Genomic DNA, 16,020 nt, shown 5'->3' on the forward strand with positions numbered 1-16,020 from the left:
AAAATTTTCATAACAGAAACTCAGACCCTTAAACGTTTTATTTTAAGTACATTTCAGGGTAGTCAATCTACTGCGAAGAGATTTAATGGCTAAAACTAGTCATTTATATTTCAGATTCATTGACGACTTATTTATAATTATTATACACAAATTAATCATTAAATTAAAAAAGTGACTATTACTAAATGTAACTTTCAAGTTGGACAAAGAATTTTTGTCTGATTTCAAGCTTGTTTTATACGCTATTCAACTATTTTATAATTTACTAGTAATTAAAAAACCTAGGACAATTTTTATGTCCCAGGCTCTACCAATATTAATAAAACTTTATCCTAAATACTCTTTCGGTACAACAGGTTCTATTTTACCATCAGCAATTTCTTCTAAAGCTTTTCCAACAGGTTTAGCTGAATGGTACTGATCTAAAAGCGCTGTTTCGCGTTTTTCATCTAATTCACGTGCTCTTTTAGCCGCCGTAGTGGCAATAAGATATTTTGAATTCACTTTTGCAGTAAGTTGGTTTAACGGTGGATTTAACATTATTTTTTGACCTCCAGTAACATTTTTCTATATTTAGCTTCGATTCGCTCTCTTTTTAAATGCTCAGCTTCAACTATTGACTGAATTCGATTCTTAGCGAGTTCAACCTCGTCGTTAACTACAACGTAGTCGTATAAATTCATCATTTCTACTTCTTTTCGTGCCTCGTTCACACGACTTTGAATCTTTTCATCTGATTCAGTTCCTCTACCAACAAGACGTTCTTTCAAGTCATCTAAACTTGGAGGCGCTAAAAATATGAACAACGCATCTGGAAATTTCTTTCTTACTTGCTTAGCACCTTCAACTTCGATTTCTAAAAAGACGTCATGACCTTCTTCCATAGTATCCTTTACATATTGTACAGGTGTACCATAGTAATTACCTACATATTGTGCATACTCAATAAACTGGTCGTCTTTAATTAACGCCTCAAATTCTTCCTTTGTTTTAAAGAAGTAATCTACACCATCAATTTCACCTTCACGCATATGACGTGTCGTCATTGATATAGAATACTTATATGAAGTAGTTGGGTCTTCAAATATCTTCTTTCTAACAGTTCCCTTTCCAACACCTGAAGGGCCTGAAAGAACAATTAACAGTCCTTTTTCCTTATCCATGCCTTACGACCTCTCTAAGCTATTCTTCTATTATTTAAATATAATATCATATTGCTACGATATATGTATAGCCGTACATTGTTATAGAGTCAAATTCATCTTATTTCGTCATATCTTTAAAATTTTTAAGCACTTCAATTCGCCTTTATAAATTGCTATAAAAATTAAGAATATTCAACTTTAAAATAATTTACAGTCTTTAATCATGACCTCTCAGTTTACGCATGTTACAATATGATGAATGAAAAAGTATAAGGTGGCAGATAATTATGGCATATGATGGCTTATTTACTAAAAAAATGATTGAATCATTACAAGGTTTAGTCTCAGGCCGAATTCATAAAATAAATCAACCAGAAAATGACACAATAATTATTGTAATAAGACAAAATCGTAAAAATCATCAACTACTTCTATCGATTCACCCTAGTTTCTCTCGTTTACAATTAACCACTAAAAAATACGACAATCCATTTACCCCACCAATGTTTGCAAGAGTTTTCCGTAAACACCTTGAGGGAGGCTTTATAAAAGCAATTCGACAGGTTGGTAACGATAGACGTATAGAGATTGATATCGAAAGTAAAGATGAAATTGGTGATACAATATATAGAACTATCATATTGGAAATAATGGGTAAACATAGTAACCTTATCCTTGTCGATGATCAACGTAAAATCATCGAAGGGTTTAAACATCTAACTCCTAACACAAATCAGTACAGAACCGTTATGCCTGGCTTCAAATATGAAGCACCACCAAATCAAAATAAAATCAATCCTTATGAATTAACAGGACAAGAGGTATTAAAATATATAGACTTTAATGCTGGAAAGATTGCCAAACAATTACTTAATATATGTGAGGGCTTTAGTCCGCTAATCGCTAATGAAATTGTGAATCGTCGTCAATTTATGACTCAAGAAACATTACCTGATGCTTTTGATGAAGTCATGGCCGAAACAAAATCAGCACCTACCCCTGTCTTTCATAAAAATCATGAAACAGGTAAAGAGGACTTCTATTTCATGAAACTTAATCAATTCTATGATGATATAGTTGAGTATCATTCACTTCATGAACTATTGGATCGCTTTTATGATGCACGTGGAGAGAGAGAAAGAGTCAAACAACGTGCAAATGATTTAGTCAGATTTGTACATCAGCAACTGCAAAAACAACAAAATAAATTGAGTAAACTTATCGATGAGTATGAAAGTGCTAAAAACAAAGAAACTCAGCAATTATATGGAGAGTTGATTACAGCTAATATATATCGTATTCAACAAGGTGACGATTCTGTTATAGCGTTGAATTACTATACTGGTGAAGAAGTAAAGATTCCACTTAACCCTACAAAATCGCCATCAACTAACGCTCAATATTATTATAAACAATATAACCGTATGAAAACACGGGAGCACGAATTGACTCATCAGATTAAACTTACTAAAGAGAATATTGATTACTTTGATAATATTGAACAACAGTTAAAGCACATTACCGTTGATGATATCGATGATATTCGCGATGAACTTGCTGAACAGGGATTCATGAAGCAAAGAAAACAAAGTAAAAAGAAAAAACAGTCTAAAATTCAACTTCAAACGTATCATTCTACTGATGGAGATACGATATTAGTAGGTAAAAATAATAAACAAAATGATTATCTTACCAATAAAAAGGCACGTAAAAATCATTTATGGTTTCATACAAAGGATATTCCAGGATCTCATGTTGTCATACTCAATGAGAGTCCAAGCGAAACAACGATTAAAGAAGCGGCAATGCTAGCTGGGTACTTCTCTAAAGCTGGGAGTTCAGCTCAGATTCCTGTAGATTATACAGAAATTAGACACGTTCATAAACCTTCTGGAGCAAAACCTGGATTCGTGACATATGACAACCAAAAGACCCTATTTGCAACACCTGATTATGATCATATTCAACAAATGAAAGAATCATAATATTAAAAAAGACAGCAGAATTGAATGCACATATCATTCAACATTCTGCTGTCTTTTTAATCTATTTGTTTTCTGGTAAAGCAAGTTGAAAACTCACGCCAAATTTATCTTGAACCCATGCAAACTCTCTAAATGGTGGCATTTCTGTTTTAGGCATTAAAATGGCGCCTTCATTTTTCAAACCATTAAATAAACGTTCCATCTCCATAGTATCCTTAACAGTGACATATAGTGACATTGCTGGATTCATAGGCAACTCTTCTCCACTATTTGCATCTATTGCCATAAATACTTGGCCATTTAGCGTAAAGATGGAGTGTTGTACTGATCCAGGTGTGCCCGGTCCTTCTTCGCCATACTTCACCATTGTAATAATTTCACTATCTTCAAATAAACTTGTGTATAATTGAATTGCTTCTTCAGCTTCATCATTAAACATTAAAAACGTCGTAATTTTTGGTATGTCCATGTGCTATTCCCTCTTTATATCGTATTCTTGTTATTTAAAAATCAATCTTACTTATTATTTTAACATGTATGTCCTTTCATTGTAGAATGTAGTTATATAGGATTTAAAAAATTAGAACTTTAATATAGTTTGATTCTTAATTTGATTGATAGTTCGATTAAGATTGGAGGCGTTGTTATGCTCATACATTATGGTGTGCCATTATTAATATTTGCATTAGTTCTATTAATTGGATGGCTAATGACTAAGATGTTTATACGTTAATTTTGAGTAATTATTATAACCTTTGATTTATCGTAAATAATGCGTGTAGAATTTATTGATTTGAATATAATTATTTCAAATATGCATTGAAGGTGAAGTACAATTGTACGATGAATTGGAATACTCTAGTGATTTTTCTTCTCAGCTTATTTCCACAATTCATTCTGACTTTATAATAAAAATTTACTATGATTTCGAAGTTAATTCATAAAAACACTCCGAAAGTTGATTGAATCATCACTTTTGGAGTGTTTTTAGAATATCGATTTATAGTTAATGATTTAAATTTTTCTTGGCACGTTTAAAAATTTCAATTGAATGTTTAAATACTTCATCATTCATTGTTTTTAAAATATTTTCATTATTAGAATGGTCTGATTGAGAATCAGATGGAATTCTATAATCATCTCGTCTATAAAGAAACTCATTACAATGTTTTATTAAAGTGTAAAGATGATTATTATCATTATTTTGTTCCATTAGACGCCTCCTCACCATTCATATATTACGATAAGTTATCTCGCCAATCAACTAATGTTTGGATATCATTTAAAGAGATTTTACCTTCATCTTTCGCAACTTCTATAAGCTCATTATAATCACTTAAAGTGTAAAACGGAATATGAGCCTTATTAAATGTCTTGTCTGCTTTCGCAAGACCATATGTGAATATAGCAACGACCCCAAGCACATTAGCTCCCGCTTCTTCCAATGCTTCGACAGCTGTAATCGAAGAACCTCCAGTAGAAATTAAATCCTCGACTACAACGACATTTTTATTCTCGCTTTTTGCACCTTCTATTTGGTTTTGTTTACCATGGCTTTTACTTTTTGATCTAACGTAATTCATAGGTAATTCTAATTTTTCAGAAATGTAAGCTGCATGAGGGATACCAGCAGTGGCCGTACCCGAGATAATTTCAACGTTAGAAAAATGTTCTTTAATTAATTGAATTAACCCATCTCTAATCGCATTACGCACTTCAGGGTAGCCTAAAGTTATTCGATTATCACAATATATAGGCGATTTAATTCCAGAGCTCCAAGTAAATAAATCATTTGGAGATAATGAAACTGCCTCTATGTCTAACAATGCTTTAGCAATATTTTTAGCCATTTAACTTAACCAACTTTCTTTTATTTTATGATAACTGTCAATTGGATGCTCACTTTGAGTGATAGGTCGACCTACTACGATATGTGTTGACCCCAAGGTTTTAGCTTCCTCTGGTGTTGTAATTCGTTGTTGATCATTACGAGCTGCGCCTTTCGGGCGAATACCTGGTGTCACTTTTAAAAAGTCAGTACCTAGTTCTTTAGAAATCATCTCAGCCTCAAGAGGAGAACATACGACACCGTCTAAACCAGCTTTTTTAGTAAGACGAGCATAATTTAAAACTGCCTCCTCTATTGAGGTTTGAATATTTTGTTCTTCATGTAATTGTCTTTCAGTAGTTGAAGTTAATTGAGTAACTGCAATGATTTTAATATCAGCATTATGTTTTCTTAACCCTTTTTTAGCTTCTTCCATCATTTTAATACCACCGGCAGCATGAACATTGACTAAATCTACATCTAAACGTGCTAAGCCTTCCATTGCTTTACTCACAGTATTAGGTATGTCATGTAATTTTAAATCTAAAAAGATATCATGACCTCTTTTTTTAATGGACTTAATTAAAGCTGGCCCTGTTTGATAAAATAACTCCATCCCAATTTTGACGCATAACGGTTCATTAAATTTATTTAAAAATGTATGAACCTCGTCTGCTGATTTAAAATCTAATGCTATAATGGGTAGATTTCTCACACTCATCTTCTCCTTTTAACTTCTATCATAAAGATTATACATTTCTCATAGTAAACGTCATGCTTTCAATGACATTTGTTAAAGCACTGGCAGTATCCAGTGATGTTAAACAAGGTACACCATTTTCAACTGTTGTACGTCGAATTTGGAATCCATCTCGTTCGATTTCTTTTCCTTTTGTCATAGTATTAATGACAATTTGCACTTCTCCATTTTGAATTCGTGTCAGTAAATCATCCTCGCCACCGATTTTACCTACGACCTCAACTGGAATATTATGATCTTTTAACTTTTGTGCTGTTCCACGAGTAGCCAATATTTTGTAGCCTATTTCATTTAATCGATGTGCAATCTTGACTATTTCATCTTTATCTTTATCACTTACAGTCATCAATACTGTACCATGATCTTTCACTTCAAATCCGCTACCAGTGAGACCTTTGTATAGCGCTTTTTCAAGTGTTAGGTCTTTACCCATAACTTCACCTGTAGACTTCATCTCTGGTCCAAGCGTTATATCTACATTTTTTAATTTATTAAAACTAAATACGGGCGCTTTAACATATACGCCTTCAGAGTATGGTTGGATACCTTGTTTGAACCCAATTTCGGCAAGCGTTTCACCCATAATTGCACGCATCGCTAATTGTGCCATTTGAATATCAGTAATCTTACTTAAGAATGGTACCGTACGGCTTGAACGCGGATTAACTTCTAACACATAAACACCGTCGTGAGCTATGACAAATTGAATGTTAATAAGACCTTTAATATTTAAACCTTTTGCCAATTTAATTGTGTAGTCTTCGAGTGTATTAATTTCGTCTTGAGTCAGTGTTTGTGGTGGATAAACTGCAATAGAATCTCCACTGTGAACACCTGCACGCTCTATATGTTCCATAATTCCTGGAATCACGACAGTCTCACCATCTGAAATAGCATCCACTTCTATCTCTTTTCCTGTTAAATAGCGGTCTACCAATACAGGATGTTCTGGACTTGCTTTAACAGCTTGAGTCATATAATTTTCAAGTTCTTGATCATTATCTACAATCTCCATTGCACGGCCACCAAGCACGTATGAAGGACGAACTACAACTGGATAGCCTATTTCTCTTGCATTTTCAAGAGCTTCTTTAGGTGATGTAGCAGTTTTACCTTGTGGCTGGGGTACAGCTATTTCACGTAATAACGCTTCAAATTCCTTTCTATCCTCAGCTCGATTTAAATCTTCTAATGATGTTCCGAGAATTTTAACACCATGTTGTGCTAACTTATCAGCTAAGTTTATTGCTGTTTGACCACCAAATTGTACTACAACACCTTTAGGTTGTTCTAAGTTAATGATATTCATAACATCTTCTTCTGTTAGTGGTTCAAAATATAATTTGTCAGAAATTGAAAAGTCAGTAGATACAGTCTCCGGATTATTATTCACAATAATAGCTTCGTAACCAGCATTTTGAATAGCCCATACTGCATGTACAGTTGCATAATCAAATTCTACCCCTTGGCCAATTCTAATTGGTCCTGAACCTAGTACTAGAATTTTCTCTTTATCAGTTACTATAGATTCATTTTCATATTCATACGTACCATAATAGTATGGCGTTGTGGATTCAAATTCAGCTGCACATGTATCAACCATTTTATAAACTGGTTTAATATTTTGACTCATACGTAGTTGATATATGTCTTTTTCTTCCTTATCCCATCTATGAGCAATCACTTTATCACTAAAACCATAATCTTTAGCGTATTTTAAATACTCTAAATCACCTTGATGATTTTTAAGTTCATGCTCAATATCAATAATGTTTTGGAACTTATTTAGGAAGAAATAGTCAATTTTTGTCATATTATGAAGTTCTTCAAGAGATGTTCCTCTACGAATTGCTTCGCCGATAAAGAACAATCTTTCATCATCTTGATGTCCAATACGCTCTTTAATGTAATCTAATTCATAACTTTCTCCATTTGGTAAACCTAAATGATGAACACCATATTCAAGTGAACGAATGGCTTTCAGTAAAGATTCTTCATATGTACGACCGATTGCCATGACTTCGCCTGTCGCTTTCATTTGAGTTCCAAGTTCACGTTCACCTTTTTCGAATTTATCAAATGGGAAACGTGGAATTTTAGAAATAACATAGTCTAAAGTTGGTTCAAATGCAGCATATGAAGTTCCTGTGATAGGGTTAAGCATTTCATCTAATGTTAAACCTACGGCAATCTTAGCAGCTAATTTTGCAATAGGATAACCCGTCGCTTTTGAAGCTAATGCTGATGAACGAGACACACGTGGGTTGACCTCAATGATGTAATAATTCAATGAATGTGGGTCAAGCGCGAGTTGCACATTACATCCACCTTCAATACCTAAAGCACGAATTACTTTTAAAGATACGTCTCGTAGCATTTGATATTCTACATCTGACAGTGTTTGACTCGGTGCAACAACGATTGAATCTCCAGTATGAATGCCTACAGGATCTATGTTCTCCATATTACATACTACGATTGCGTTATCATTTTTATCACGCATAACTTCATATTCGATTTCTTTATAACCTGCGATTGATTTTTCTATTAAACATTGTGTAGCAGGGCTATAGTGTAAACCATTACTAACAACTTCTTTTAATTCAGCATCATTATGGCAAATACCACCGCCAGTACCTCCCATCGTAAATGCAGGACGTACAATTAACGGGTATCCAACTTGTTCTTTAAATTCAAATGCTTGTTCTACTGTATTAACAATATCGCTTTCTGGTACAGGTACATTTAAATCATTCATTAATGTTCTAAACATTTCACGATCTTCGGCTTGTTGAATAGACTCTAGCTCTGTGCCTAACAACTTTACATTATTAGCTTCTAACACACCACTATCATGAAGTTGAATCGCCATGTTCAACCCAGTTTGACCACCTAAAGTAGGTAATAATGCATCTGGTTGTTCTTTTCTAATAATACGAGCAATAAAATCGTGCGTTAATGGTTCTATGTAGACTTTATCGGCAATTTCTTTATCTGTCATTATTGTTGCAGGATTAGAATTAACTAAAATAACTCTGTAGCCTTCTTCTTTTAATGCTAGACAAGCTTGTGTTCCTGCATAGTCAAATTCTGCAGCTTGTCCAATAATAATTGGGCCTGAACCGACTACTAAAATTGTCTTAATATCATCTCTTTTAGGCATTGATTTGACGCTCCTTTTCTTTGAAATCCTTCATCATTGCTATGAACTCATCAAATAAGTAATTAGAATCACTTGGACCTGGTCTTGCTTCAGGATGATATTGGACTGAAAACGCTGGAAGTTCTTTATGTCTTAGTCCTTCAACAGTACCATCGTTTAAAGCAATGTGTGTAACTTCAAGGTCAGTATTTTTTAGCGAGTCACGATCAATAGAATAGCCGTGATTTTGGCTCGTGATATCTATTTTACCTGTTCTTAAATCTTTAACGGGATGGTTCGCACCACGATGTCCAAATTTCATTTTGAATGAAGTTGCGCCTTGTGATAATGCAAAAAGTTGATGACCAAGGCAGATACCAAAGAATGGTATCTTTCCTAATATGCCTCTGATCATATCTAAAGCAACGTCAACTTCGTCTGGATCACCAGGTCCGTTTGATAGCATGACACCATCTGGAGACATGCCTAAAATCTCTTCAGCTGACGTATCATATGGTACAACTGTGACGTTGCAACCACGTAAATTTAATTCACGAACGATATTTTGCTTTTTACCAAAGTCGAGTAAAACGACGCTTAAATCGGAACCTGTTGATACATATGGTGTTTTTGTAGAAACCGTTTGAACTTCATCTCTAGGTAATTCAGCAGTTTTCAACTGTTCAACAAGTTCCTGAATGTTATCTTTATTATCTGTAAATCCAGCTCTTAAAACACCATGATTTCTAATTTTACGAGTAATACTTCTAGTATCTACCCCCGATATACCAGGAATATGATATTGAGCAAGTGTTTCGTGTAAAGTTTTTTGGTGTCTAAAGTTACTAGGGTGTGTACTTGCTTCCTTTACTACTACCCCATTTAATTTAGGTGTTAATGATTCAAAATCATCGCGATTAATACCATAGTTTCCAATTAGTGGGTACGTAAAAGTTATGATTTGACCTGTGTAAGACGGGTCAGAGATTGTTTCTTGGTACCCCGTCATAGCAGTGTTGAATACAATTTCGCCTATAGATAAGTCATCTGACCCTAAGCGATATCCTTCGTAATAAGAGCCATCTTCCAGTACAAGATAACGTTTTTCAAGCATCTACTTTTCCTCCTCGAATACTACTTCACCTTTAAGCATTGTTAGTGTTGGATTTCCATAAACTTTTTCACCAATAAATGGAGTGTTATCAGCTTTAGATAAGAAATCTTCACTTTTGATTTCTTTTTCAGTATTAAGATCAATTATTGTTAAATCAGCGTAACTATCTTTGTGTAATTTTCCATAATTTAAGTTGAAAATAGTAGCTGGTTTAATAGTGAAATAATCAACTAATTGTTGCAGTGACCAATTACCTCGTCTTACAAAGTGTGTATAAAGTAATGGGAATGCTGTTTCACTACCTACGATGCCGAAAGGTGCTTTTGTCATAGGTTGTGCTTTTTCTTCTTTAGCGTGAGGTGCATGATCCGTTGCAATACAATCAATTGTTCCATCTAATAAGCCTTCTAAAAGTGCTTCTCTATCTTCATTACTTCTTAATGGTGGATTCATTTTGTAGTTTGAATCATCGCCAGGAACATCATTTTCAGTTAATAATAAATGATGTGGTGTAACTTCTGCTGTTACATGGATACCAGCTTTTTTAGCGTCTCTGATTACTCGAACACTTTCCTTAGTTGAAACATGACACACATGATAGTGACAACCAGTTGCTTCAGCCAATAATACATCTCTAGCAATTTGTACAGATTCAGCAATATTTGGAATACCAGGTATGCCTAATTCTTCACTACGTTTACCTTTATGCATTGCACCACCATAGATTAAGCTATTATCTTCACAGTGTGCGACAATCGGTTTTTTAACTTTTGCAGCTTGCTTCATAGCAGCATACATCATACTTGCTGTTTGAACTCCCACACCATCGTCAGTAAATGCAAACACACCTTCTAGTGCTAATTTTTCAAAATCAACAAGTTCAGTACCTGCTTGTCTCTTAGTAATAGCAGCATAAGGCAACACCCTAACTTGTGCTGTTTCAGAAATTCGTTGTCTTAATTCTCTGACATGTTCAACTGTATCTGGTACAGGTCTTGTATTAGGCATAGGGCATACTGTAGTAAAACCACCTCTTGCAGCGGCTTTTGTACCACTTTCAATTGTTTCTTTATGTTCACCACCTGGTTCACGTAGGTGCACATGAACATCTACAAAACCGGGAGCAATTAAATTTCCTTTTGCATCAATAACTTCAATATTTGAAGATGAGGCATTAATTTTACTACTAATTTGTTTAATACGTTTACCGTCGATTAATATTTCTGTGTCTTTTAGGATACCGTTTTTTAAGATTTTTCCGTTTTTAATTAATTTCATGTAGAATTAACCCCTTTCTATTGTAAAAGCGCACTTATTACTGCCATTCTTAAATACATTCCATTTTCCATCTGCTTAAATATTCGAGACTTAGGTGCTTCAACTAGCTCGCTTTTAATTTCAACACCTCTATTTACAGGAGCTGGATGCATTACAATGGCTTCCTCTTTTAATTTATCATATCTAGCCTGTGTTAAACCAAATTGTTGATGATATTCTTCAGCAGCAAAGTTAGCTTCACCTGAAATTCCATGTCTTTCATGTTGAACTCTAAGCAACATAACAATATCTACTTTATCAATGACTTCATCAATTTCAACATAAGGCGCCTCTAATGTATTATCTACCCATTCTTTTGGACTTGAGAACATTACGTTGGCACCTAATGATGTTAAACTATGATAATTACTTCTTGCGACACGAGAATTTTTAATGTCCCCGCATATTAGAATATTCAAACCTTCAAACGAACCATATTCTTCATATATTGTCATTATGTCTAATAAACTCTGAGTAGGATGTTGTCCACTTCCATCACCTGCATTAGCAATTGGAATATTTAATTGATCCAGTTCTTCGTAATAAGAATTTTGGGAGTGACGTATGACAAGTAAATCAACACCTATACTTTCAAGTGTTTTACATGTGTCATAAAGTGACTCACCCTTTTTTACAGATGATGTACTTGTTTCAAAATTAATAAGTTTTAATCCTAATTTTTGTTCTGCCATCTCAAAGCTACACTTTGTTCGCGTTGAATTTTCGAAGAATAAGTTTGATACGTATTGACCGTTAAATTGAGGTAATGGTCGCTCACCAGATTTGAATTGGCAAGCGATAGTAATTAAATCATAAATTTCTGAATTAGATAAATGCTCCATTGATAATAAGTGTTCCATAAAGCGCCTCCTATAGAAATAAAGCTTAATTTATTTGGTTTTTATCTTTTGGCAAAATTAAATTTAATATTATTCCTGAAAGTGCTGATAATGCCATTCCTTCAATTTGTAAATTGATACCTATGCCTTTTAAATTGATAAGAAGATTACCAATCCCGACAACAAGCACAACTGATGCTATAACCAAGTTGCGATTGCTTGCGAAATCTACTTGACTTTCAACAAGCATTCTTAAACCACTAGCTGCTATAATACCGAATAATAAAATTGAGACACCACCCATCACTGGCGTAGGTATTGAAGATATTAAAGCAGTGAACTTACCAATAAATGCAAGAATGATAGCTATAACTGCCGCACCACCAATAACGTAAATACTATATATTTTGGTGATCGCTAGTACACCTATATTTTCACCATAAGTTGTACTAGGAGGACCTCCTATCATACTTGCAAACATAGTTGAAACACCATCACCAATGATTGATTTATCTAAACCTGGATTTTCAAAGAAATTGCGTCCTACTATTTTATTAATTACCATTTGATGACCAATATGTTCACTTACCGTCACAAACACCACGGGTATCATCACGAGAATGAGTCCTAAATGAAAAGATGGTGTGTAATCTTTAAATGGTAGATAAATATGAGGAAAATCTATCCATTTCGCTTGTGCTATTGGAGCAAATTTAACTATGCCCATGAAAATGGATACAATATATCCCACTATAATACCTATAAGTACAGGTATTAGTGATAAAAATCCTTTGAAGAATCCTTGGACGATGATGGTTACTGCTAATGTAATCAAAGCAACAATTAAGTAACTTAAGTTATACCCTTTCATTTCAGCAGAATTTTCGAACATGGCCATGTTTACTGCTGTAGGAGCTAAACTTAACCCAATGACCATTATTACTGGTCCGACAACTACTGGTGGTAACAAGTGCATTAACCAATGTGTTCCACTCAATTTAATGAAAATACCTATAATCACGTACATTAATCCACTCATAAATAATGCAACCAGCATATCTCCAAGACTATGTGTACTTAACCCTGTAATGATAGGTGTAATAAAGGCAAAACTCGATCCTAGGTAGGCAGGAATTTTCGCTTTTGTGATTAATATGTATAAAAGTGTACCAATACCTGATGCCAACAAAGCTGCTGATATAGGCAGATGTGTTAAAAATGGTACAAGTACAGTTGATCCAAACATTGCAAATAAATGTTGAAGACTCAGAAATGCCCATTGTGCTGGTTTTGGTTTATCTTTTACATCAAGAACTGGCTGAACGGTACGCTCAAACATTTGCTCATTTTCCATGTTGATTCATTTCCTTTCATAAAAAAAGTCTCTTTACAATCAGTAGAATGTAAAGAGACTAAAATGAAATATATCTAAGTGTAATGTTAAGTTAAACTTTTATCATCACATTTATCAATGAAGCTTCTATTGGATATTTATAGTTTACATAATCTTTTTATAGTCATATTTAGATTTATCCATAAGAAACACTTCACCTTTTTCAGTCTCTCGTACTGTTTTAAAAGGATAATTATTCAATGACGACTGCATTTCTATCGTCAATTTCTTCTAAATAAACTGAAACAGATTCATCTCGTGCTGTAGGTATATTTTTTCCTACAAAATCTGCGCGTATAGGGAGTTCACGATGACCACGATCCACAAGTGCTGCAAGCCCTATTTTAATAGGTCTTGTATGTAATAAAATCGCATCTAATGAGGCTCTTACTGTACGTCCGGTATACAAAACATCGTCAATGATAACAACCACTTTGTTATTAATATCTACATTAATATCAAAAGCGTATTGATCAGCTTGTTGCACTACCTTATCAACGTCATCTCGAAAATGCGTGATATCGATAGTACCTGTTGGTACTAATTGTTGTTCAATTGAATTTATTTTATCTTGTATACGATGTGCTAAAAAAGCACCTCTTGTTTTAATGCCTAATAGAACTAAATCTTTAGTTCCCTTGTTATATTCTAGAATTTCATGAGCAATTCGTGTAATTGTACGTTGTATCGCTGCCTCATCTAAAATAATTCGTTCAGACATTGTTTCACCTCTTTTAATATAAAAAAACTCATATCTTTAATAAAGATATGAGACAAAAAGTTAAAGAGAATAATCTATATTCTCTATTATATTCACATTCTTAAGTTATAAACACAGCAAAAGTATTAGTAACTTAATCATCAAAATATTATTATCCTAATTATTCATATCTTCGGAGCCTCTCTGGACCCTCAATTAAAGATGACGTTTTTATATTTAAACTGTTATTAGTTTAAAACTTTTAATAGTATAAGTCAATGGCAAAGTTAGTATTTATAATTAAAAATCGATGCCTCATTCGTTTATGCATCTCTACGTCTTATATCATCTAGTAACTTTTCAAAATCGTTAGGTAATGTTGCATGCTTCTCAATGTATTCATGTGTTACAGGATGTTCGAAACCAATTATACCAGCATGTAAAGCTTGTCCATCGATATCTAACGTTTTTTTAGGTCCATACTTCGGATCCCCTACAAGAGGATAACCAATATATTTCATATGTACACGAATTTGATGTGTACGCCCTGTTTCTAATTGACATTCTATCAATGTATAATCTTTAAAATGCTCTAATACATTAAAGTGTGTCACAGCTTCTTTACCGTCATCAACCACAGCCATCGATTGTCTATCGTTTTTATTTCGACCAATTGGTGCGTCAATAGTGCCATAATCATGAGGGATATTACCATGAACTAACGCCGTGTATTTTCGTTTAACAGTTTTAGACATAAGTTGTTCAACTAAATGACGATGAGCAACATCATTTTTAGCAACCATTAATAAACCAGACGTATCTTTATCTATTCTATGAACTATGCCGGGACGTATTTCGCCATTGATTCCTGATAAATCTTTAATTTGATACATTAATCCATTTACTAATGTTCCACTATAATGGCCTGGAGATGGATGTACAACCATACCTTTTGGTTTATATACAACAGCAACGTCTTCGTCTTCATAATAAATATCTAAATTTAAGTTTTCAGGTTTTATATCTGCCTCTACGACTTCTTTCTCGGTTACAACAATTTTGTCATTTAACTTGACCTTATAGTTCGATTTAATTACTTTACCATTTACCTTGACTAAACCTTCTTTAATCCAATCTTGAAGTTGACTACGTGACCAATCTTTATTTAAATCTGAAACAAGTTTATCTATACGTTGTCCAACTTGTGATTGTTCGATAATATTAAAATTATAATTTTCCAAAACTAGACCTCCTTCTTATTTATGATTGCATCTTTAATGAGTGCGATGATTACGAATATAACTCCAATTGTTAAGCTTGAATCCGCAATATTAAAGATAGGAAAATCGTATCCGAATATATTTGTATCAATAAAATCCACAACTTCGCCATGTAATACGCGATCAATAAAATTTCCTAAAGCTCCAGCAAATAATAGGCTTATTGCAACTTGCATAAACAAATTAAATTGTGCTTCTTTAATATAAAAAATAACTAAAACGATTAAAATAATGATAGTAATAATATAGAAAAATAGCATTTTACCACTCAAAATCCCCCATGCTGCACCGTTGTTTCTATGGGATGTAATATTTAAAAAGTTAGGGATAATTTCATATGAATCTCCAACCTTCATTGAGATTGTAATAAGCCATTTAGAAACTTGATCGAAAACTAATACAATGATTGTCATAAGTAAAGAGATGCTAATATAGTATTTCTTTTTCAAAGAAGTGCCTCCATTCTTTTTAATGTCATCTAAAGCAACACTTAACATTATATCCTAGAACGTAATTT

The 16,020-nt window shown here is 33.6% G+C and carries 15 protein-coding genes; 1 reads left to right on the plus strand and 14 read right to left on the minus strand.

Annotated features, from left to right (window positions below):
• Positions 1-327 precede the first annotated feature (327 nt).
• Positions 328-540, minus strand: coding sequence for a DNA-directed RNA polymerase subunit omega (gene rpoZ / locus AC1Q7N_RS01150; RefSeq protein WP_002456586.1), 213 nt, complete (start codon positions 538-540; stop codon positions 328-330).
• Entirely contained in the window at positions 540-1,163 is a 624-nt protein-coding gene (gene gmk / locus AC1Q7N_RS01155; protein ID WP_001830096.1) for a guanylate kinase, read from the minus strand. The genes rpoZ and gmk overlap by 1 nt, the downstream gene beginning before the upstream one ends.
• A 269-nt stretch (positions 1,164-1,432) precedes the next feature.
• On the opposite strand from gmk, the gene AC1Q7N_RS01160 reads away from it, so the two are divergent.
• Positions 1,433-3,130: an Rqc2 family fibronectin-binding protein gene (locus tag AC1Q7N_RS01160; protein WP_049387465.1), complete on the plus strand. Its 1,698-nt coding sequence runs from the start codon at positions 1,433-1,435 to the stop codon at positions 3,128-3,130.
• Positions 3,131-3,191: 61 nt separating this feature from the next.
• On the opposite strand, the gene AC1Q7N_RS01165 is transcribed toward AC1Q7N_RS01160, so the two are convergent.
• The 12 genes from AC1Q7N_RS01165 to lspA all read right to left on the minus strand — a co-directional run bounded on the left by AC1Q7N_RS01165 (position 3,192) and on the right by lspA (position 15,952).
• On the minus strand, positions 3,192-3,599 hold the full coding sequence (locus AC1Q7N_RS01165; protein WP_001830181.1) for a VOC family protein: 408 nt from the start codon (positions 3,597-3,599) through the stop codon (positions 3,192-3,194).
• A gap of 537 nt (positions 3,600-4,136) precedes the next feature.
• The gene (locus tag AC1Q7N_RS01170) at positions 4,137-4,343 is read right to left on the minus strand and encodes a hypothetical protein (protein ID WP_001830061.1); all 207 of its coding nucleotides are present in this window, start codon (positions 4,341-4,343) and stop codon (positions 4,137-4,139) included.
• A 25-nt stretch (positions 4,344-4,368) separates the two neighbouring features.
• Positions 4,369-4,980: an orotate phosphoribosyltransferase gene (gene pyrE, locus AC1Q7N_RS01175; RefSeq protein WP_001830179.1), complete on the minus strand. Its 612-nt coding sequence runs from the start codon at positions 4,978-4,980 to the stop codon at positions 4,369-4,371.
• Positions 4,981-5,673, minus strand: a complete 693-nt coding sequence (gene pyrF, locus AC1Q7N_RS01180) for an orotidine-5'-phosphate decarboxylase (protein ID WP_002469379.1) — start codon at positions 5,671-5,673, stop codon at positions 4,981-4,983. It abuts the gene before it with no gap.
• A gap of 34 nt (positions 5,674-5,707) precedes the next feature.
• Complete coding sequence (gene carB / locus AC1Q7N_RS01185; RefSeq protein WP_002439440.1) at positions 5,708-8,881, minus strand: carbamoyl-phosphate synthase large subunit; 3,174 nt, start codon at positions 8,879-8,881, stop codon at positions 5,708-5,710.
• Positions 8,874-9,974 (minus strand): carbamoyl phosphate synthase small subunit, encoded by a 1,101-nt coding sequence (locus AC1Q7N_RS01190; RefSeq protein WP_002470226.1) that lies wholly within the window; start codon positions 9,972-9,974, stop codon positions 8,874-8,876. The genes carB and AC1Q7N_RS01190 overlap by 8 nt, the downstream gene beginning before the upstream one ends.
• Complete coding sequence (gene pyrC, locus AC1Q7N_RS01195) at positions 9,975-11,252, minus strand: dihydroorotase (RefSeq protein ID WP_001830129.1); 1,278 nt, start codon at positions 11,250-11,252, stop codon at positions 9,975-9,977.
• A gap of 17 nt (positions 11,253-11,269) precedes the next feature.
• On the minus strand, positions 11,270-12,151 hold the full coding sequence (locus tag AC1Q7N_RS01200) for an aspartate carbamoyltransferase catalytic subunit (protein WP_001830068.1): 882 nt from the start codon (positions 12,149-12,151) through the stop codon (positions 11,270-11,272).
• Positions 12,152-12,176: 25 nt separating this feature from the next.
• The gene (locus tag AC1Q7N_RS01205; protein WP_001830174.1) at positions 12,177-13,484 is read right to left on the minus strand and encodes a uracil-xanthine permease family protein; all 1,308 of its coding nucleotides are present in this window, start codon (positions 13,482-13,484) and stop codon (positions 12,177-12,179) included.
• 232 nt (positions 13,485-13,716) lie between these two features.
• The gene (gene pyrR, locus AC1Q7N_RS01210; RefSeq protein ID WP_001830167.1) at positions 13,717-14,244 is read right to left on the minus strand and encodes a bifunctional pyr operon transcriptional regulator/uracil phosphoribosyltransferase PyrR; all 528 of its coding nucleotides are present in this window, start codon (positions 14,242-14,244) and stop codon (positions 13,717-13,719) included.
• A 302-nt stretch (positions 14,245-14,546) separates the two neighbouring features.
• The gene (locus AC1Q7N_RS01215; protein WP_001830176.1) at positions 14,547-15,464 is read right to left on the minus strand and encodes an RluA family pseudouridine synthase; all 918 of its coding nucleotides are present in this window, start codon (positions 15,462-15,464) and stop codon (positions 14,547-14,549) included.
• A 2-nt stretch (positions 15,465-15,466) separates the two neighbouring features.
• Positions 15,467-15,952, minus strand: a complete 486-nt coding sequence (lspA, locus tag AC1Q7N_RS01220) for a signal peptidase II (protein ID WP_002494957.1) — start codon at positions 15,950-15,952, stop codon at positions 15,467-15,469.
• Positions 15,953-16,020: the final 68 nt, after the last annotated feature.

Source organism: Staphylococcus sp. GW823-FHT05F06 (assembly GCF_058795495.1).

Bases quoted from the DNA above. Each gene is read 5' to 3' on its own strand.
- rpoZ (WP_002456586.1), bottom strand. From the start codon at position 540: ATGTTAAATCCACCGTTAAACCAACTTACTGCAAAAGTGAATTCAAAA.
- gmk (WP_001830096.1), bottom strand. From the start codon at position 1,163: ATGGATAAGGAAAAAGGACTGTTAATTGTTCTTTCAGGCCCTTCAGGT.
- AC1Q7N_RS01160 (WP_049387465.1), top strand. From the start codon at position 1,433: ATGGCATATGATGGCTTATTTACTAAAAAAATGATTGAATCATTACAA.
- AC1Q7N_RS01165 (WP_001830181.1), bottom strand. From the start codon at position 3,599: ATGGACATACCAAAAATTACGACGTTTTTAATGTTTAATGATGAAGCT.
- AC1Q7N_RS01170 (WP_001830061.1), bottom strand. From the start codon at position 4,343: ATGGAACAAAATAATGATAATAATCATCTTTACACTTTAATAAAACAT.
- pyrE (WP_001830179.1), bottom strand. From the start codon at position 4,980: ATGGCTAAAAATATTGCTAAAGCATTGTTAGACATAGAGGCAGTTTCA.
- carB (WP_002439440.1), bottom strand. From the start codon at position 8,881: ATGCCTAAAAGAGATGATATTAAGACAATTTTAGTAGTCGGTTCAGGC.
- AC1Q7N_RS01190 (WP_002470226.1), bottom strand. From the start codon at position 9,974: ATGCTTGAAAAACGTTATCTTGTACTGGAAGATGGCTCTTATTACGAA.
- pyrC (WP_001830129.1), bottom strand. From the start codon at position 11,252: ATGAAATTAATTAAAAACGGAAAAATCTTAAAAAACGGTATCCTAAAA.
- AC1Q7N_RS01200 (WP_001830068.1), bottom strand. From the start codon at position 12,151: ATGGAACACTTATTATCAATGGAGCATTTATCTAATTCAGAAATTTAT.
- AC1Q7N_RS01205 (WP_001830174.1), bottom strand. From the start codon at position 13,484: ATGGAAAATGAGCAAATGTTTGAGCGTACCGTTCAGCCAGTTCTTGAT.
- pyrR (WP_001830167.1), bottom strand. From the start codon at position 14,244: ATGTCTGAACGAATTATTTTAGATGAGGCAGCGATACAACGTACAATT.